This is a genomic window from Pseudomonas sp. GM84 (assembly GCF_000282535.1).
Lineage (GTDB): Bacteria > Pseudomonadota > Gammaproteobacteria > Pseudomonadales > Pseudomonadaceae > Aquipseudomonas.
Map to the genome: position 1 here is coordinate 17,509 of NZ_AKJC01000170.1, position 18,103 is coordinate 35,611.

16 protein-coding genes are annotated in these 18,103 nt (G+C 62.3%); 4 read left to right on the forward strand and 12 right to left on the reverse strand.

Annotation, left to right across the window (positions count from 1 at the left end):
* Positions 1–56: 56 nt before the first annotated feature.
* Positions 57–2,834, forward strand: a complete 2,778-nt coding sequence (locus tag PMI38_RS26175) for a YadA-like family protein (RefSeq protein ID WP_008095238.1) — start codon at positions 57–59, stop codon at positions 2,832–2,834.
* Positions 2,835–2,916: 82 nt separating this feature from the next.
* Here PMI38_RS26175 and PMI38_RS14450 read toward each other — a convergent pair whose 3' ends face one another.
* Complete coding sequence (locus PMI38_RS14450) at positions 2,917–3,723, reverse strand: lytic transglycosylase domain-containing protein (protein ID WP_043273676.1); 807 nt, start codon at positions 3,721–3,723, stop codon at positions 2,917–2,919.
* 145 nt (positions 3,724–3,868) lie between these two features.
* Positions 3,869–4,009, reverse strand: coding sequence for a hypothetical protein (locus tag PMI38_RS27220; protein WP_443216393.1), 141 nt, complete (start codon positions 4,007–4,009; stop codon positions 3,869–3,871).
* 191 nt (positions 4,010–4,200) lie between these two features.
* Between PMI38_RS27220 and PMI38_RS27545 the strand changes: the two genes are divergently transcribed.
* Positions 4,201–4,341, forward strand: a complete 141-nt coding sequence (locus PMI38_RS27545) for a hypothetical protein (protein WP_238540196.1) — start codon at positions 4,201–4,203, stop codon at positions 4,339–4,341.
* A gap of 23 nt (positions 4,342–4,364) precedes the next feature.
* On the opposite strand, the gene PMI38_RS14465 is transcribed toward PMI38_RS27545, so the two are convergent.
* The 6 genes from PMI38_RS14465 to csiR all read right to left on the reverse strand — a co-directional run bounded on the left by PMI38_RS14465 (position 4,365) and on the right by csiR (position 10,187).
* Complete coding sequence (locus tag PMI38_RS14465) at positions 4,365–4,928, reverse strand: helix-turn-helix domain-containing protein (protein ID WP_008095244.1); 564 nt, start codon at positions 4,926–4,928, stop codon at positions 4,365–4,367.
* A 157-nt stretch (positions 4,929–5,085) separates the two neighbouring features.
* Positions 5,086–6,444, reverse strand: coding sequence for an aspartate aminotransferase family protein (locus PMI38_RS14470; RefSeq protein ID WP_008095246.1), 1,359 nt, complete (start codon positions 6,442–6,444; stop codon positions 5,086–5,088).
* Between the two features lie 68 nt (positions 6,445–6,512).
* A complete protein-coding gene (locus PMI38_RS14475; protein WP_008095248.1) occupies positions 6,513–7,286 on the reverse strand; it encodes a gamma-glutamyl-gamma-aminobutyrate hydrolase family protein in 774 nt (257 codons plus the stop codon).
* A gap of 87 nt (positions 7,287–7,373) precedes the next feature.
* Complete coding sequence (locus PMI38_RS14480) at positions 7,374–8,720, reverse strand: glutamine synthetase family protein (RefSeq protein WP_008095250.1); 1,347 nt, start codon at positions 8,718–8,720, stop codon at positions 7,374–7,376.
* 27 nt (positions 8,721–8,747) lie between these two features.
* Positions 8,748–9,302 carry a helix-turn-helix domain-containing protein gene (locus PMI38_RS14485; protein ID WP_043273668.1) on the reverse strand — a complete coding sequence of 185 codons (555 nt, stop codon included), beginning with the start codon at positions 9,300–9,302 and terminating at the stop codon, positions 8,748–8,750.
* A gap of 192 nt (positions 9,303–9,494) precedes the next feature.
* Positions 9,495–10,187 (reverse strand): DNA-binding transcriptional regulator CsiR, encoded by a 693-nt coding sequence (gene csiR / locus PMI38_RS14490; RefSeq protein WP_081502543.1) that lies wholly within the window; start codon positions 10,185–10,187, stop codon positions 9,495–9,497.
* A 165-nt stretch (positions 10,188–10,352) separates the two neighbouring features.
* On the opposite strand from csiR, the gene glaH reads away from it, so the two are divergent.
* Entirely contained in the window at positions 10,353–11,339 is a 987-nt protein-coding gene (gene glaH / locus PMI38_RS14495; RefSeq protein WP_008095256.1) for a glutarate dioxygenase GlaH, read from the forward strand.
* Between the two features lie 63 nt (positions 11,340–11,402).
* Here glaH and PMI38_RS26635 read toward each other — a convergent pair whose 3' ends face one another.
* Complete coding sequence (locus PMI38_RS26635; RefSeq protein ID WP_443216394.1) at positions 11,403–11,561, reverse strand: DUF2474 domain-containing protein; 159 nt, start codon at positions 11,559–11,561, stop codon at positions 11,403–11,405.
* A 358-nt stretch (positions 11,562–11,919) separates the two neighbouring features.
* On the opposite strand from PMI38_RS26635, the gene PMI38_RS14500 reads away from it, so the two are divergent.
* Positions 11,920–12,708, forward strand: a complete 789-nt coding sequence (locus PMI38_RS14500; RefSeq protein ID WP_008095258.1) for a formate/nitrite transporter family protein — start codon at positions 11,920–11,922, stop codon at positions 12,706–12,708.
* A 211-nt stretch (positions 12,709–12,919) separates the two neighbouring features.
* Here the strand turns inward: PMI38_RS14500 and cydB are convergent, their stop codons facing one another.
* From cydB to PMI38_RS14515, 3 genes are all read right to left on the reverse strand, one after another.
* Positions 12,920–13,936, reverse strand: coding sequence for a cytochrome d ubiquinol oxidase subunit II (gene cydB, locus PMI38_RS14505; protein ID WP_008095259.1), 1,017 nt, complete (start codon positions 13,934–13,936; stop codon positions 12,920–12,922).
* 14 nt (positions 13,937–13,950) lie between these two features.
* Positions 13,951–15,354 (reverse strand): cytochrome ubiquinol oxidase subunit I, encoded by a 1,404-nt coding sequence (locus PMI38_RS14510; protein ID WP_008095261.1) that lies wholly within the window; start codon positions 15,352–15,354, stop codon positions 13,951–13,953.
* 99 nt (positions 15,355–15,453) lie between these two features.
* Positions 15,454–17,778 (reverse strand): FdhF/YdeP family oxidoreductase, encoded by a 2,325-nt coding sequence (locus PMI38_RS14515; RefSeq protein ID WP_008095263.1) that lies wholly within the window; start codon positions 17,776–17,778, stop codon positions 15,454–15,456.
* Positions 17,779–18,103 lie beyond the last annotated feature (325 nt).

Below are 18,103 nucleotides of genomic sequence, written 5' to 3' on the forward strand. Positions count from 1 at the left end.
TCATCCTCGCCATGCCGCAGAGCGGCGCCGGGCCACAGGGCCCGAGGGGTTTCACCATGAACAAGTATTTTCGTGTGATCTGGAGCAAGACCCGCGGTAGCTGGGTCGTCGCCTGCGAATTTGCCCGCAGCATTGGCAAGCCCGGACGCATGGCACGTGCCTTGGGCACTTCGCTGGGTCTGGGCCTGGCAATCTTCGGAGATCCGGCCGCAGCGGTTGCCGCCGCGCTGGAAGAGGAAGAAGACAAGAGCCTCACGTGGATCACGCAGGTGCGCAGCCCGGTGACCAGCTACAGCGTCCAGCCGGGCTTGCTCGCCGCAGGATATGCGGCTTATGAGGCCGGTGGCGGCACCGCGAGTGGCGCCTCCAGCGTGGCGATCGGTCCGAGTGCAAGGGTCGATGCCGGCGCCAACGACGCCGTTGCCATCGGCAACAACGCCCGGGTCATCGGCAACAGCTACAGGAGCATCGCGATCGGCTATGACGCCGTGGTTGATTCCGCCCCCACTGGCATGGGGCATCAGTCCAGTAGCAGTATCGCATTCGGCGACCGCAGCCGGGTCGGCATGAATTCCTGGGACAGTGTCGCGATCGGCTACGGTGCACAGGTGTCGGACAACGCCGACTTCGCTGTCACCCTCGGCTCCTACGCCACGGTGGACAGCAACGCCACCTACGCAATGGCGCTCGGCCAACGGGCAACTGCCAGTCATGTCAACAGTGTCGCCCTGGGCGCCAACAGTCGCACAGACCGAAACAACAGCGTCGCGGTGGGTGGCCGGCAGATCACCAACGTGAGTGCAGGCACCCAGATCAATGATGCGGTCAACCTGGGCCAGCTCAATCAAACCAACCAAAGCGTGACCAACCTGACGGGCACCGTCAGTACGTTGAACGGCAGCATGACCACACTCGCCGGCAATGCCTTACTGTGGGATGCCGGTAGCGGTACCTATAAAGCCTCGCGCGCAGGCGTACCCAGCAAGCTTACCGGCGTGGCTGCCGGCACGGCGGCAACCGATGCCGTCAACAAAGGTCAGCTCGATGACCTGGCTGGCACTGTCGACGACATTGACAGTACCGGTACGCGGTACTTCAAAGCCAATTCCAGCGGTAGCCAGGCCAGTGCCACTGGTGTCGACGCTATCGCCATTGGCCAAGCGGCCTCGGCTACCAGCATCGACAGCCTCGCTGCGGGCGTCAATGCAAAGGCCCTAGGCTCGCGCAGCACCGCTTTAGGCGCAAGCGCTGCGGCAAGCGGCGCCCGTGGCACGGCGGTGGGTCATGCTGCCAGCGCCACCGGCGACTATGGCACTGCGCTCGGCGCCCTGGCGAGAACCAGTGCAACGGCCGCCAACGGCGTAGCCCTGGGCTTCAACGCATCGGTGTCCAGAAGCAACAGCGTGGCGCTGGGCGCAAACAGCACCACTGACCGGGCGGACAGCGTGTCGGTGGGTCACGCGACACTCAAGCGGCAAATCACCCATGTGGCCGCCGGTACCCAGGACACTGACGCGGTCAACCTGCTCCAGCTCAAGCAAACCAACCAGTCCGTGGCCGACCTGACCGACAACGCCCTGGCCTGGGATGCCAGCCTGGGCGCTTACAATGCCAAGCGCAGCGGGATCGCGAGCAAGATCAGCGGCGTGGCGGCGGGCGACATCAACGCCAACTCCGCAGAGGTAGTGGTCGGTGCGCAATTGCACCAGACCAATGAGCGGGTGGGTGCGCTGGAAAGTGGAATGAGCAACAGCGGACTGTCCAGCTACTTCAAGGCCAACTCGAGCAAGCCCGACGCGGCGGCGAGCGGCAGCGATTCGGTGGCCGCAGGTCCGGCTGCCAGTGCCAGCGGGGCGTCGTCGCTGGCGATGGGCGATAGCGCTCAAGCCACCGGTAGACAGAGCAGCGCCATCGGTGCCAACGCAAGTGCGACCCACGCCAACTCGGTAGCCCTGGGCGCCGGTTCGAAAAGCGACCGGGACAACAGCGTATCAGTCGGCAGCACGGGCAGCGAACGGCAGATCACCCATGTCGCTGCTGGCACGGCCGATACTGACGCGGTCAACGTCGCGCAATTGCGCGATGCGGCCACAGGGTCTGCCGCGGCGGTTTCGCAGGTCGAACACAAGGTCGATGCCGTGGATGTTCGGGTCACCCAGGTCAGCAGCACTGTCAGCAACCTGCAAGCAGGTACCGACGGCATGTTCCAGACCAACAACAGCGCGCAATCGCCCAAACCCAAGGCCAGCGGCAAGAACGCCATGGCCGGGGGTGCCGGTGCCGTGGCTTCCGGTACCCAGAGCAGCGCGCTGGGCAGCAAAGCCCAGGCCAGTGGTGACAATGCCGTGGCAGTGGGCGCTTCTGCCCAGGCGAAAGCGAGCAACTCGGTAGCGCTGGGCGCCAACTCGGTCGCCGACCGTCGCGACAGCGTTTCAGTGGGCAGCGCCGGGGCTGCTCGGCAAATCACCCACGTGGCGGCCGCTACCGAGGTCAGCGATGCGGTCAATCTCGGCCAACTGAACGCTGGCCTGAGCGGCGCCAAGGCCTACACCGATGCCGCCTACAGCAGCCTGCGCAAGGACATCCATCAACTCGACGACGAGTTGAGTGCCGGGATCGCCGGCGCCATGGCCATGGCCGCCTTGCCACAACCCCATTCACCGAGCGCCAGCATGACCTCGATCGGTGCCGGCAACTTCCGCGGTGAATCGTCGGTGGCCATCGGCGTCTCGACCTTGTCCAAGGATGGCAAGTGGGTCACCAAGCTGCAGGGCAGCAGCGATACGCAAGGTGAAATCGGCGTTTCGGTGGGCATCGGCTATCAATGGGATTGATCATCCCGCAGGGTCCGATTCGGCGCAGGGTCATTGTTCGGAATGACTCATCGGGGGCAGCTTTTGCATGCGCCTTAGGGTACTAGCGATGATTGCGATAGCGCTCGGTCAAGGACTGCACGCGGGTGACGTAGGTTTGCGTCTCGGCGTAGGGAGGCACCCCGTTGTACTCGATCACCGACGCTTCGCCGGCGTTGTAACCTGCCAACGCCAGCTTCTGGTTGCCGTTGAAGCGCTTGAGCAGCCAGGCCAGGTAGCGCACGCCGCCACGAATGTTCTGCCGTGCGTCGAACGGATCGTCCACGGCGAAGCGCTCGGCGGTGGCGGGCATCAACTGCATCAGCCCCTGGGCGCCGGCTATGGAGATGGCGTTGGCGCGAAACGCCGATTCGGCATGTATCACAGCGCGGACCAACGCTCTGTCTACACCATATAGAGCCGCAGCGGCTTCGATTTCGCGCCGATAGGATTGAGTGTCCAGGCGCAGTGAAGCGACATTGAAATCCTTCGGTGCCATGCACAGATAGCAGCCCTTGATGTAATAGAGATCAAGGACATCGACCCGTGCCGAGATCCCGACAGGACGCCGGCTCACATATTGCCGAACGCCCCGGTGCATGAAGGTGTACACCCGAACCCGCACCGCGCCAGGGTCGTCGAAATGCACAATCCGTGGCTGGGCCTTTGCCTTGACGCCAACAGCGGCGCCCGCCGTGCCATTCTCGCGGGTGCAGCGGGCGCTGGTGATGGCTTGGCTTGTGTAGCTGATGGTTCCGTCACTGGCCTGGCACTTGAACATGGCGCTGGCGCACAAGGGCGCGATCAGCACGGCCAGCCCGATGCCGCCAAGGAGGCTCTTGCGAGCCCATCGCCATGCCTGGGAACTCATCATATCGCTGCGCGCCGCCGATCAGGCCCGGAGCCTGCCTTTTGCCGGTCTGTTCCGGGTGCCCCGCCTGTTGTTCTGGTAGTTATACCCCTTGCCCCTCCCCTTGTAACCGGCCTTGCGACTGACGTTGAAGCAGAGGCTCGAGTCAACCCAGCGCATTGGCAAACGCCTCGGGCGTCGGGCTTTCTTCCCATTGCGCAACGCCTTCCGGCAGCGCCAGCCACGGCTGCTTGCGCCGCGTCCAGATGTGCGCAACCGGTACGAACTGCTCCGCGCCTTCCAGCACCCCGGCCGCTGATCGGGCCGGACCGGCGCTCGGCCGATCTGCGTCGGATCGTCGAAGCCGGGCTATGCGAAGCGGACCAACATTTCGCGATCGCCTCCGATAATTACCTTGCACAACTGGCCGCGCTGAAAGCAGGGCTGGGTTTCGGTCTCTGTCCGACGCGGATTGCCAAGGATTACGAACTGCTCGAAGTGCTGCCAGGCAGTTTCGGCTTCGACGTCGAGGTGTGGATTGCGATGCACGGTGATCTGCGCAAGATCAAACGGATCGCCCGGGTGTTCGATGTGCTGGGCGAGGCACTGCATGGCTATTTGTGCGAGGCCGACCGCTGAGGTCGGCAAAGGCCCTGGTGCCGTCAGTTGAATACCCAAAGCACGCGGGTGGGCTTGTCCGTCAAATTGGCATAACGAAACTTTGCATGGGATTGCAGCTGAAAACTGTCATTGGCATGCAGCGTTACCGGCTCGCCCTCGTCCAGCCAGACGGTCAGCTCGCCTTCGAGCACGAAGCAGCCCTGCTCCGAGCTGTCATTGAGGAATTCCTCACCGCTGGTGGCCCCGGGTTCAAGGTGGCTATCGAGCATGGAAAACCCACCGGTGATGGTGGGAGATACCAGCACATCCTTGATACCCCCGTCGAAATGCAACATACGGCGCTCATGCGGACGCGTTACCCAACTCAGGCCACGGGGCTTGTCCAGGTTGTAGAAATACGCCGTCGATACACCGAGTGCTTCGCTGATGGCCGTCAAGTCCGCCACGGTCGGGCGCGAAACGCCGCGTTCAACCTGGGAGAGAAAGCCCACCGAACGACCGATGCGTTGCGCCAACTCGCCCAGGGTCAGGCCTTTGAACTTGCGCAGGTCGCGAATCAGTGTGGCCAGCTCTTCAATTTCTTCGTGCACTAACGTGTGAACCATGATCAAGCGTGGCCAGTAATAAATGAATTATTGGCATGGAAAATACCTGAATAAATTCACAAATCAAGCGCGTGACGCGATGGGCGCCAGGACTTGCGCCTGGCGGTGAAACGAGCACTCCGGCAGGGCGCTGCGCCCCTGCCGGAGTGCCATGGCCTTATTGGATAGCCTGGTAGGTCAGGTCCAGGCACTTGCGGGCCTTTTCCACCAGTTCGTCGATCTCTTCGATGCTGATGACCAGTGGCGGCGCGATGATCATGGTGTCACCCACGGCGCGCATGATCAGGCCGTTGTCGAAGCAGTGCTGGCGGCAGATCATGCCGACGCCCTTGCCTTGGTAACGTGCGCGGGTGGCCTTGTCCTTCACCAGTTCGATCGCGCCCAGCATGCCCAGGCCGCGTACTTCGCCCACCAGCGGGTGGTCGGCCAGCTCGCGCAGGCGCTGTTGCAGATAGGGCGCGGTTTTATCGCGAACCTGCTCGATGATCTTCTCCTCGCGCAGGATACGCAGGTTCTCCAGGCCCACCGCCGCCGCCACCGGGTGACCGGAGTAGGTGAAGCCGTGGTTGAAGTCACCGCCTTCGCTGATCACCTTGGCAACGGTGTCACGCACGATCACACCGCCCATGGGGATGTAGCCGGAGGTGAGGCCCTTGGCGATGGTCATCAGATCGGGCTTGAGGTCGTAGTAGTCGGTACCGAACCACTCGCCGGTACGGCCGAAGCCGCAGATCACTTCGTCAGCCACGAAGAGGATGTCGTACTTGGCCAGGATTTCCTTGATCTTCGGCCAGTAGGTCTGCGGTGGAATGATCACGCCGCCGGCGCCCTGGATCGGTTCGGCGATGAAGGCGGCGACATTGTCCACGCCGACCTGCAGGATCTTCTCTTCCAGCTGCTGAGCTGCCCACACGCCAAACTCGGCCTCGGTCATGTCGCCGCCTTCGCCGAACCAGTACGGCTGCGGAATGTGCACGATGTCCGGGAGCTGGCCGCCCTGCTCGTGCATGCCGCTCATGCCGCCCAGGCCCGCACCGGCCACGGTGGAACCGTGGTAGCCGTTGATGCGGCCAATGATGACCTTCTTGTCCTTCTTGCCCTTGATCGCCCAGTAATGGCGAACCATGCGCAGCACGGTGTCGTTGCCTTCGGAGCCGGAGCCGGTGAAGAACACATGGTTCATGCCTTCAGGCGCCACGTCGGAAATCGCCTTGGCCAGCTCCAGCGCTGGCGGGTGGGCGGTCTGGAAGAACAGGTTGTAGTACGGCAGTTCCTTCATCTGCTTGCTGGCCACTTCGGCCAACTCGTCACGGCCGTAGCCGACGGCCACGCACCACAGGCCAGCCATGCCATCGAGGATCTTGTTGCCTTCGCTGTCCCACAGGTACACACCCTTGGCCGAGGTGATGATGCGGGGGCCTTTTTCGGCCAGTTGCTTGACGTCGCTGAACGGTGCCAGGTGATGGTCACGGCTCATCGCTTGCCAGGCCAGGGTCTGCGAATTCTTTTCACTCATTGACTTCTCTCCATCAAATAACGCAGTCGAACTGCGGGGAAACTTCTAGATTCGTGGTCGGCTGTGATTCAGGCCGATTTCAACATCAACTGGCGCAGTACCGAGCGTTGTCGGCACGCTTTACCAAAGGACTGGAAGATCGTCAGGTAATGGGGGTTGTCCATGACCTCGAACTCCGGGTGCCATTGAACGGCCAGGGCAAAACCCTTGCTGCCTTGAACCGAGATCGCTTCCACCAGACCATCAGGTGCAATGGCTTCCACCCTGAGCCCCGGCGCCAGCACATCGATGCCCTGGCCATGTATGGAATTGACGTCGATGACCGACGGAATGCCCATGCGGTCCATCAGGCCGCCGCGCTGGATATGCATCTTGTGGCGCGGGCCGTATTGCCTGGATACGGGCTCATCCTTGCCTTCTCGGTGGTCCATGAACGAGCCGGTTTCATGCACGCTCTGGTGCAAGGTGCCACCCAGGGCCACATTCATCTCCTGGAAGCCACGGCAAATGCCGAGCACCGGAACACCCGCGGCAATCGCAGCACGCATCAGCGGCAAGGTGGTGGCATCACGCAGCGGGTCGTGATGGGTGCCGGGTGCACTGGCCGGGCCGTTGTAGTGGAACGGTTCGATATTGGACGGCGAGCCGGTGAAGATCAGCCCATCCACCGTGTCAATTATGTCGGCGGTATCCATCAGTTCAGCGAGACTGGGAATCACGATAGGCAATCCACACGCCGCATTGGCCGCAGCGCGTGCGTACTTCTCACTGATTTTCTGGGTCGCATGCTCTTCAATCATGCTGGTGCATGCGGTGATGCCGATAACTGGCACACGTGGCATATCTCTCATCCTCCGGCAAATCACTATTGCGAGTAAGAATCAAACTTATGGGTAGAGGGTGCAGCGCAACGACTTGACGCTCGCTACTTACAAGAACCAGCGATATTCGCGCGCATTGATTTCATTCAGGAAATCCAGTTGCTCCTGGCGTTTGTTTTCGCAATAGACCATCACGAACTCACTGCCCAGCCCCTCGTTGACCATCGGGTGCTGGCGCATGGCAGCCACTGCACTCAAGGCGTCCTTGGGGAAATCGATGCCGCTCTGGCGGTCGTCGTTCAACGGGGCGATCGGTTCGACGCCACGGTCCAGGCCAAACTCCATCCCGGTCAGGATCGCCGCCAGGACCAGGTACGGGTTGGCATCGGCGCCGGCGAGGCGATGTTCGATCCGCAGGTTGCGTGGGTCGGACTCGGGAATGCGAATGCACGCATCACGGTCTTCGATGCCCCAGCTGGCACGGCTCGCCGCGTTGACCATGGCGCCGTAGCGGCGATAGGCATTGTGGTTGGGGGCGAAGATCGGCATGCAATGGGGCAGCAGCTCCAGGCAACCCGCCACCGCATGGCGCAGGTTGCGCTGCTCATGGCCGGCCAGGATGTTGTTGCCGGCTTCGTCGTACAGGCTCACGTGCACATGCATCCCGCTGCCCGGCGCGTCCAGGTAGGGCTTGCTCATGAAGCTGGCGCGGTGGCCATGTTTCATCGCGACACCGCGGGTACTGCGGCAGAACAGCGCCGACCAGTCCGCCGCGCTCAGCGGGTCGTCACTGTGGGAGAAGTTGATTTCGAACTGGCCAGGGCCAAGTTCGGCGGTAATGACGTTCGCCGGTACACCCTGCTCATTGGCGACATCGACCATCTCGTGCAGCACGGACGAGAACCGCGACAGCCGTTCGATGTGCATGTTCGGCTGGTCGTCTTCATCCTCGGTCGCGGTGTCGCGGGGGAACTGCGGCAGGCCGTCCTTGAGCTTGCGATCGAACAGGTAGAACTCCAGCTCGAAGGCCACCACCGGGCGAATGCCACGCCGGGCGAGGCGTTCAACGACACGCGCCAGCACTTCGCGGGGTTCGAATTCGATAGGTTTCGCGGTGCCGTCCGAGGTGATCAGCATCTGCGCGATCACTTCCTTTTCCCAACGCACCGGTTTCAACGTACCCGGCACCAGGCGCCGAGGTGCATCCGGGTCACCGTCGGCAAAGCAATAGTCGCCAATCGGGTAGAGGCCACCCTGGGTGCCCAGCAATACGCAGTTCTGGGGCAACTTCAGCGGGGTGCCCGCTGCGACTTTCTCCAGCATGTCCATGGGGTAGCGCTTCCCATAGAAATGCCCGGGAATATCCAGTGCAATCAGGTCGACATAGCGCACTTCTGGATGTTCCGCGCGGAAAGCGCGTACTTCAGTCAACAGATCCGGAAAGATGACACTCATCTTCTTATCCTTGTTATGTGAACGAATTCAATTGAAAACCCAGAGCACGCGGGTGAGCTTTTCCGTCAGGTTGGCGTAACGGAAATGCGCGTGGGGTTGCAGCTGGAAGCTGTCGTTGGCCTTGAGGGTCACGGCGTCGCCTTCGTCGAGCCAGACCGTCAGTTCGCCCTCGAGCACGAAACAGCCCTGCTCCGAGCGGTCGCTCAGGTACTGTTCGCCACTGGTCGCACCGGGCTCAAGACGGCTGTCGAGCATCGAGAAGGCGCCCGCGATGGTGGGCGAGGCCAGCACATCGGTAATGCCCGAGCCCAGGTACAACGTGCGCCGCTCATGGGGGCGAGTCACCCAATTGACTTCGCGCGGCTTGCTCAGGTTGTAGAAGTACGCCGTGGAAACACCGAGTGTTTCGCTGATGGCGGTCAGGTCTGCCACGGTGGGGCGCGAAACACCCCGCTCAACCTGGGACAGGAATCCAACCGAACGGTCGATGCGTTCTGCCAGTTCGCCCAGGGTCAGGTTCTTGAATTTGCGCAGGTCGTGAATAAGGATCGCCAGCGCTTCAACCTCTTCGTGCATCGTCATCGCTCAGCACCACCGTGAAAATATTGGACTTATTTTTCATGAAAAAATACATGAAAAATTTCACGAGTCAAGCGAGGCATGCGAATACGCCGTGGCGAGCGCGGGATGAGATCCGGCGCTCGCCACGTTCATGAGGTTTGGTTCGAACGAAAGGTCCGGCGTGAAGGCTCACGCCAGAAAGGGAAGGCAACGCTAGAGAATGTCCGCTTCGCGCTCGATGATGCGGGTGATGATGGGGACCGGTGTCATCAAGTGCTCCAGCATCATCTTGCTGGCCTTGACGGCATCTCGCCCCAGGATGGTGGTGACCAGTTCGGCATGCTCTTCGCGCTTGAGCCGCAACGCTTCCTCGGACAGTACCGTGCGCTTGAGCCAGATCTGGCGGTAGCGCTCAGCCTGGTCCTGGAGAAAAGCACGCGCCTGCAGCAGGCTCTTGGAGCCGCAACCACTGGCGATGGCGTTATGGAACGCCTTGTGCCGGGCATCCCAGACATCGACCATTTCCTGCGGGGTGTGCAGCTCGACCACCTTCGACAGCGTATGCGACGACGCCACGATGGACGCCTCCCAGGCTTCATCGCCCTTCTCTACCGCCAGCCCCACGATCAACGCCTCAAGATGCGCCCTGGCTTTATAGACATCGACCATCTCGTCCAGCGACATGGTCGCCACCCGGTAGCCCTTCTGGTTGATGGCGCTGACCAGCCGCTCGCCCACAAGACGCGCCAGAACCTCGCGCATCGGCCCCACACCGACGGCGTAGCGGTCTTTCAAGGCGCTCATCAGCAGCTTTTCACCGGGCCGGTACAGGCCGCGGAGAATGTCGGTCTTCAAGCGCGAATAGGCGGCATCGGATGTGGTTTCAGCGAGATCTGTCAGGTCCATCCAGCGGGTTCTCTTGCAAGGCGGACCAATCATACCGAACTCCACCCGGCAACGCAGAACGTTAACAAAAAGATTTAATGGTTACGTTTTCATAAAATGTAGACATTTTTAGATTTCAGCGATATTTTGGCGCCATCACTTGACCAGTTGATTCCAGGAGTCGCCATGAACGCCATCACCCAATTCGATATGCCCGTCCTTGAGCAGCCTGCCCTGCTGCAAGGCTTCACCCTGCAATCGACGCCGCAGTCCGACCGCCTGCTGGAGCTGCGCTTCAGCAAGGAAACCGTGGAGGCCTTCGTTGCCGCAGTCGCCGAGTGGCCGGTGCAGGCGCTGGAGTACAAGTCGTTCCTGCGTTTCCAGGTGGGCAAGATCCTTGATGACATCTGCCAGGGCACCCTGCGCCCGGTCATCGTCAATACCCTGCTCGACCGCAGCACCGGCGGCCTGCTGGTAGTGCCCGAGGGGCTGGACACCGTCGCCCAGGCTGACGACATGGTGAAACTCTCCACCGCTGTGGCCCACCTGCTTGGCCGTTCGAACTTCGATGCCATGAGTGGCCAGTTCTATGCGCGCTTCGTGGTCGAGAACGTCGACAACTCCGACAGCTACCTGCGCCAGCCACACCGGGTGATGGAACTGCACAACGACGGCACCTTCGTGAACCAGATCACCGACTACGTGCTGATGATGAAGATCGACGAGCAGAACATGGAAGGCGGCAATTCGCTGCTGCAGCACCTGGACGACTGGGCCGACCTGGACACCTTCTACAAGCACCCGCTGGCCCGCCGCGTGATGCGCTGGACCGCCCCGCCGAGCAAGAACACCCGCGAGGACGTGTTCCACGCCGTGTTCGACACCGACTCGGTGGGCCGCCCGACCATGCGCTACATCGACCAGTTCGTGCAGCCGGACAACTTCGAGGAAGGCACCTGGCTGTTCCAGCTGGGCGAGTCGCTGGAAAACAGCGCGAGCAAGGTCTCGATTCCGGTGGCGGTCGGCTCGTTCCTGCTGATCAACAACCTGTTCTGGCTGCATGGCCGTGACCGTTTCGTCGCTCACCCTGGCCTGCGTCGCGAACTGATGCGCCAGCGTGGCTACTTCAGCTTCCCGAAAATGGAACACCACCGCGGCCAAACCTCCAACTGATGGTCATGATGGCCTCGAGGGCTGCTAACTCGAGGCCATCTAGCGGAGCGTGCTTTTCGCTTCTCAATGAGGGGTCATGCCCGCCCATGCCATCATGAGACGGAAAGCACCCGCGACAACGCCCAGCGCAATGACGCTGGCGACCCAGATAGCGATCAACCACGCCACGCGCTGAAACCGAGACGCGCCACCACTGCTGCGACATTCCATACCCTCACCCATAGGCCACCTGCATCATCAGCAGTGCAGCCAACAGCAGTCCTCCTGCGCCCACTACGAGCATCAGCCCAAACTGTGCAACACCCCTGAAAACGGGTCTTGCCGTTTCACCGGCTTGAATATCTACCCTACCGTTCATGATTCACCCTCAGCTTCAGTTAGCTTTTACCTGCTCATCGATGGCATCTATCAACCCATTCGCCCTATCGATTTGACTGCGTCAAATTGCCTCATATACCGTGCCGCGCTCTTCGAAGTTGGTTATTCCCCTCCCATGAATTGAACCGCAGCCTGTCCCGCTCCCTGCTTTTGTTAACCCTCCCAACGGCGTTACCGTCGTCCTTGCGTTCGAGTTGTTGAAATGTCTGTCAATACCCCCTCCCGGATCACCGAGCTGGCCATCGAAGCCGGCACTCGAAAAGCTCACCTGCCAATCCGCGCCACCTTGATCCTGGGCTTTCTGGCCGGAGCGTTCATTTCGCTGGGCTTTCTGCTGGCGATACACGTCAGCACGATGATCCCGGCGCCCTGGGCCTCGTTCGGCAACCTGCTCGCCGCCGCGGTGTTTCCCATCGGCCTGATCCTGGTGATCCTGGCCGGTGGCGAGCTGCTCACGGGCAACATGATGAGCCTGCCGCTGGCGATGTTCGCCGGGCGTATCCGCCTCTGGGCGGTGGTGCGCAACTGGGCATGGGTGACCTTGGCCAACCTGCTCGGTGCCTTGTTCGTCGCCTACTTTTTCGGCCATCTGCTCGGGCTGACCGAAGGGCCGTACCTGAGCAAGACCCTGGCGGGCGCCACCAGCAAGGTCGATGCCGACTTCCTGCATGCCTTCGTGTCGGGTATCGGCTGCAACTGGCTGGTGTGCCTGGCGGTGTGGCTGTCGTATGCCAGCCGGGAAATGAGCGGGAAGATCCTGGGTATCTGGTTCCCGATCATGGCCTTTGTCGCGATCGGCTTTCAGCACGTGGTGGCCAACATGTTCCTGATTCCGGCGGCGATCTTTGCCGGGTACCTGAGCTGGTGGCAGTTGCTGGATAACCTGCTGGCGGTGTTCCTCGGTAATGCCGTGGGTGGCGCGATTTTCGTGGGCTTGGCGTATTACGCGTCGTATGGTGCTCCGGCAGAGGAACACAGCGCGCGTGGATAAGCGCCACGTGTGTGTATGTGTATGTGAGCAACTGCCTTGCTCAATTTCTAAAAGCTGACGCGTATCTTGTGGGAGCGGGCTTGTCCCGCGAACACCGGCGAAGCCGGTGCCATCCTCCGCGGTGCCTGTTTCGCGGGACAAGCCCGCTCCCACAGGTGCCCCACAGTGTTCTGGAACTGTGGTTTGCCAGGGAAGCGGGCCTGAAAGGCCCTCAGTGATAAGCATCTCCCGGCTGCACCTTGCCGCGGAACACGTGGTAGCTCCAGAACGTGTACACCAGGATGATCGGGATGATGAACAGCGCCCCGATCAAGGCAAACAACTGGCTGGTCAGCGGCGCGGCGGCCTGCCACAACGTCACCCCTGGCGGCACGATGTTCGGCCAGATGCTGATCGCCAGCCCCAGGTAACCCAGGAACACCAGTCCCACCACGGCAATGAACGGCAAGTGCGAATGGCGCTTGCGCAAGGTCTTCTGGATCACCTCCACCGCCACCACGGCCAGCAGCGCGATCAGTGCCGAACGCAGCCAATGGCTGGCGCCGAACCAGCGCTGGGCGATGTCGTCATGCAGCCAGGCCGTCCAGGCGCAGATCACCACGATCACCGCAGCCAGCAGGTAGGTCAGCGGCCGGCTGTAGTGGCGCATGCGCGATTCGAGCATGCCGTCGGTCTTGATCAGCAGCCAGGTGCTGCCCAGCAGCGCATAGGTCAGCACCAGGCCGACACCGCAGAACAGAGGGAACGGCGCCAGCCAGTCCCAGCCCGAGCCTGCGAACTGGCGGTCTACTACCGGGATACCGGAAATGTAGGTGCCGATCGCCACGCCCTGGAAGAAGGTCGCCAGCAATGAGCCGCCGATGAACGCCTTGTCCCACAGATGACGCTTGCTCGCTTCGGCCTTGAAGCGGAACTCGAAGGCCACGCCACGGAAGATCAACCCGGCCAGCACCAGCACCAGCGGCAGGTACAGCGCCTCGAGAATCACCGAGTAGGCCAGCGGGAAGGCGCCGTACAACGCCGCCGCCCCGAGTACTGCCCAGGTCTCGTTGCCGTCCCACACGGGCGCCACGGTGTTCATCATCACATCACGATCACGGGAGTCGCTGATGAACGGGAAGAGGATCCCCAGCCCCAGGTCGAAGCCGTCCATGATCACGTACATCATCAGCCCGAAGGCGATGATCACGCCCCAGATGACCGACAGGTCGATACCTTGAATTGCCATTGTCATGCTCCTTCTCAGTCAGCCACGGCCAGTGGGCGACGCGCCGTGGCCAGCGAAACCGGTTGTGCCGGGGTCGGGGTCGGGGTCGGGTGATCGTCGTGGGCCGCCGGCCCCTTGCGCACCAGGCGCATCATGTAGCCGATCCCCACGGTGAACACCGAGAAGTAGATGACCACGAACGCTGCCAGGGTCAGGCTCATCTGCAGCGCGCTGTGGCCAGATGCAGCATCGGTGGTGCGCAGCATCCCGTAGACCACCCAGGGCTGACGGCCCACTTCCGTGGTGAACCAACCGGCCAGCAGGGCGATCAGCCCCGATGGGCCCATCAACAGGGCGAACCAGAGGAAGGCGCGGGTGCGGTACAGCGCGCCGTTGCGGCGCAGCGCCAGGGCCAGCAACGCGCAGGCCAGCATCAGCATGCCCAGCCCGGCCATGACCCGGAAGCTCCAGAAGATGATCGTCGAGTTGGGGCGGTCTTCCTTGGCGAAGCTCTTCAAGGCCGGGATCTGCTTGTCCAGGCTGTGGGTCAGGATCAGGCTGCCCAGGTACGGCACCTCGATGTTGTAGCGGGTGGTTTCCGCGTCCATGTCCGGCAGGCCGAACAGCACCAGTGGCGACGCCTCGCCCGGCTTGTTCTCCCAGTGCCCTTCGATGGCGGCGATCTTCGCCGGCTGGTGCTCCAGGGTGTTCAGGCCGTGGGCGTCACCGACCACCACCTGCACGGGTGTGGCGATGAGCACCATCCACATGGCCATCGACAGCATCTTGCGCACCTGCGGGGTGTTGCGGCCACGCAGCAGGTGCCAGGCGGCGGACGCTGCGACGAAGAACGCGGTGGACAGGAACGCAGCCAGTGCCATGTGCGCCAGGCGATAGGGGAACGATGGGTTGAAGACGATCTTGAACCAGTCCAGCGGCATCACCCGGCCATCGATGATCTCGATGCCCTGCGGCGTCTGCATCCAGCTGTTCGAGGAGAGAATCCAGAACATCGAGATCAGCGTGCCGATGGCCACCATGACCGTGGCGAAGAAGTGCAGCTTGCGCCCTACCCGGTCCCAGCCGAACAGCATCACACCGAGGAAGCCCGCCTCGAGGAAGAACGCGGTCAGCACCTCGTAGGTGAGCAACGGGCCGGTCACGCTGCCGGCGAAATCGGAGAAGCGCGCCCAGTTGGTGCCGAACTCGTAAGCCATCACCAGGCCCGAGACCACGCCCATGCCGAAGTTGACGGCGAAGATCTTCGACCAGAACTTGTAGAGGTCCTTGTAGACCCCGTTACCGGTTTTCAGCCAGCAGCCTTCGAGCACGGCCAGGAAGCTGGCCAGGCCAATGGTGATGGCCGGGAAAATGATGTGGAACGAGACCGTGAAGGCGAACTGCAGCCGCGCCAGGTCCAGTGCACTCAGATTCGACATGACAATATCCTTGTGGACAGGCAGGTCTCGCCCGGGCGGCGGCCAAACAGGCGCCGCACGCCCGAGGGCCTGCAGTCGATGAATGAAGGAAAGTGAGGGTTATTCGGCGACAGCGTGGATCAGGGCATCCGGCTGCGCGCGCTCAAGGCGTATGGCGACGAACTTCGAGGTCGGTGTGAAGGTCTGGTCGCCGTAGCTTTCCAGGGGCACCAGCGGGTTGGTCTCCGGGTAGTAGGCGGCCGCCTGGCCAGCAGGAATGTCGTAGGCCACCAGGGTGAAACCACTGACCCGCCGCTCAAGACCGTCTTCCCACAACGACACCATGTCCACCTTGTCACCGGGCGCGAAGCCCAGGCGCAGGATGTCGGCCTCGTTGGCAAAGACCACTTCGCGCAGGCCGAACACACCGCGGTAGCGGTCGTCCAGGCCGTACAGGGTGGTGTTGTACTGGTCGTGCGAGCGCAGGGTCTGCAAGATCAGGTCGGGTTTGTCGCCACGGGCCAGCACCGCTTGGTTGACCAGTTCCTCTGGCAATGCGGTGGCGCTGAACTGAGCCTTGCCGCTGGCCGTGTTCCACTCGCGCTCGGCGGCGGCGTTACCCAGGTAGAAACCACCGGGGTGCTGCAGACGTGCATTGAACTCGGTGAAGCCGGGGATGGTGTCGGCGATCAGGTCACGGATGCGTGCGTAATCGGCCACCACCCATTCCCAGTCGATCGGCTGGTCGCCCAGGGTGGCCTTGGCCATGCCGGCGATGATCGCAGGTTCCGAACGCAGCAACGGCGAACGCGGTTTCAACTGGCCGTGGGAGATGTGCACCATGCTGAACGTGTCTTCCACGGTGACACCCTGCGGGCCTTCGGCCTGCACATCGATCTCGGTGCGGCCCAGGCACGGCAGGATCAGCGCGTCGCGGCCGGTGACCAGGTGCGAGCGGTTGAGCTTGGTGGAGATGTGCACGGTCAGTTCGCAGTTGCGCAGCGCCGCATGGGTACGCGGGGTGTCCGGCGTGGCCTGGGCGAAGTTGCCGCCCAGGGCGATGAACACCTTGGTGCGCTGTTCTTCCATGGCCTGGATCGCCAGCACGGCGTTGTGCCCGTGGCCGCGTGGCACGTCGATGCCGAAGCGCCGCTGCAGGTTGTCGAGCAGCCAGGTCGGCGGCTTTTCGTCGATGCCCATGGTGCGGTCGCCCTGCACGTTGCTGTGGCCGCGCACTGGCGACAAACCGGCGCCCGGGCGGCCGACGTTGCCGCGCAGCAGTTGCAGGTTGACGATCTCCTGCACGGTCGGCACCGAGTGGCGGTGCTGGGTCACGCCCATGGCCCAGCACATGATCACTCGCTCGGCCTTGCGGTACATACGTGCGGCCAGTTCGATGTCGGCCTTGCTCAGGCCGGACTGCTCGACGATGTGCCCCCAGGAGGTGGCATCGACCTGCGCCAGGTAGGCGTCCATGCCGTCGGTATGGGCCTTGATGAAGGCATGGTCGAACACCGCAGGCTCACCGTTGGCCTGGGCTTCGCGCTCCCACTGCAGGAGGAACTTGGCCATGCCGCGAAAGGCCGCCATGTCGCCGCCCAGGGCCGGGCGGAAGTAGGCGGTGTTGGTCGGCTCGGACCCGTTGCTGAGCATCTCGAACGGGTGCTGTGGGTGCTGGAAGCGCTCCAGGCCACGCTCTTTGAGCGGGTTGAAGCACACCACCTGGGCGCCGCGCTCCACTGCCTCACGCAGCGGTTCGAGCATGCGCGGGTGGTTGGTGCCGGGGTTCTGGCCGATGACGAAGATCGCGTCGGCCTGCTCCAGGTCATGGAAGACCACGGTGCCCTTGCCCACCCCCAGGGTTTCGCCCATGCCCAGGCCGCTGGCCTCGTGGCACATGTTCGAGCAATCGGGGAAGTTGTTGGTGCCGAAGCTGCGCACGAACAGCTGATAGAGGAACGCGGCCTCGTTGCTGGCCCGGCCCGAGGTGTAGAAGTCGGCCTGGTCGGGCGATTCGAGGCTGTTCAGGTGCCGGGCGATCAGGGCGAAGGCTTCGTCCCAGCTGATCTCGACGTAGTGGTCGGTGGTGGCGTCGTAACGCATGGGGTGGGTCAGGCGGCCTTGGTATTCGAGCCAGTAGTCGCTCTGATCGAGCAAGGCGCTGACGCTGTAGCGGGCGAAGAAGTCCGGATCGACCGAGCGGCCGGTGGCCTCCCAGTTCACGGCCTTGGCGCCGTTCTCGCAGAACTTGACCATGCCGTTTTCGGGCGACTCGCCCCAGGCGCAGCCCGGGCAGTCGAAACCGTTGTTCTGGTTGGTCTTGAGCATCATGCGCACGTTCTTGACGGCGTTCTCGCTGCCCAGCCAGGCCTTGGTCACGCCCATGAGCGCGCCCCAACCAGCGGCCGGTCCGTTGTAACTTTTAATATGGTCTTCTTCGTTCATCACGGGTCACCCTTGATCGCGACAGGCGGAATAATCAGTGCGAAGTTTTATATGGCATGAATAACCAACTTCGACACTGTTGACCCGTGCAGGCTATTTTTGCGGGGCACTATCGTCAAATCAAAAGAAATGACCAGTTGATCGGTAATTTCTATCATGGGGTCGTGATAGAGCACACCGATCAACCGGTCATTTATTATGATTGGACGGGGTTAGTTCTCCGCTCATAAACTATTACCGAGCCGGAACTTTATTAATGTACCTGCCATTGGATCCTGGGGCTGCCTTGCAGCCCAATCGCCGGCAAGCCGCACCCGCAGGTACT

Excerpts from the sequence above, each read along its gene's own strand:
- PMI38_RS26175 (WP_008095238.1), top strand. The coding sequence starts at position 57 with ATGAACAAGTATTTTCGTGTGATCTGGAGCAAGACCCGCGGTAGCTGG.
- PMI38_RS14450 (WP_043273676.1), bottom strand. The coding sequence starts at position 3,723 with ATGAGTTCCCAGGCATGGCGATGGGCTCGCAAGAGCCTCCTTGGCGGC.
- PMI38_RS14465 (WP_008095244.1), bottom strand. The coding sequence starts at position 4,928 with ATGGTTCACACGTTAGTGCACGAAGAAATTGAAGAGCTGGCCACACTG.
- PMI38_RS14470 (WP_008095246.1), bottom strand. The coding sequence starts at position 6,444 with ATGAGTGAAAAGAATTCGCAGACCCTGGCCTGGCAAGCGATGAGCCGT.
- PMI38_RS14475 (WP_008095248.1), bottom strand. The coding sequence starts at position 7,286 with ATGCCACGTGTGCCAGTTATCGGCATCACCGCATGCACCAGCATGATT.
- PMI38_RS14480 (WP_008095250.1), bottom strand. The coding sequence starts at position 8,720 with ATGAGTGTCATCTTTCCGGATCTGTTGACTGAAGTACGCGCTTTCCGC.
- PMI38_RS14485 (WP_043273668.1), bottom strand. The coding sequence starts at position 9,302 with ATGACGATGCACGAAGAGGTTGAAGCGCTGGCGATCCTTATTCACGAC.
- csiR (WP_081502543.1), bottom strand. The coding sequence starts at position 10,187 with ATGGACCTGACAGATCTCGCTGAAACCACATCCGATGCCGCCTATTCG.
- glaH (WP_008095256.1), top strand. The coding sequence starts at position 10,353 with ATGAACGCCATCACCCAATTCGATATGCCCGTCCTTGAGCAGCCTGCC.
- PMI38_RS26635 (WP_443216394.1), bottom strand. The coding sequence starts at position 11,561 with ATGGGTGAGGGTATGGAATGTCGCAGCAGTGGTGGCGCGTCTCGGTTT.
- PMI38_RS14500 (WP_008095258.1), top strand. The coding sequence starts at position 11,920 with ATGTCTGTCAATACCCCCTCCCGGATCACCGAGCTGGCCATCGAAGCC.
- cydB (WP_008095259.1), bottom strand. The coding sequence starts at position 13,936 with ATGGCAATTCAAGGTATCGACCTGTCGGTCATCTGGGGCGTGATCATC.
- PMI38_RS14510 (WP_008095261.1), bottom strand. The coding sequence starts at position 15,354 with ATGTCGAATCTGAGTGCACTGGACCTGGCGCGGCTGCAGTTCGCCTTC.
- PMI38_RS14515 (WP_008095263.1), bottom strand. The coding sequence starts at position 17,778 with ATGAACGAAGAAGACCATATTAAAAGTTACAACGGACCGGCCGCTGGT.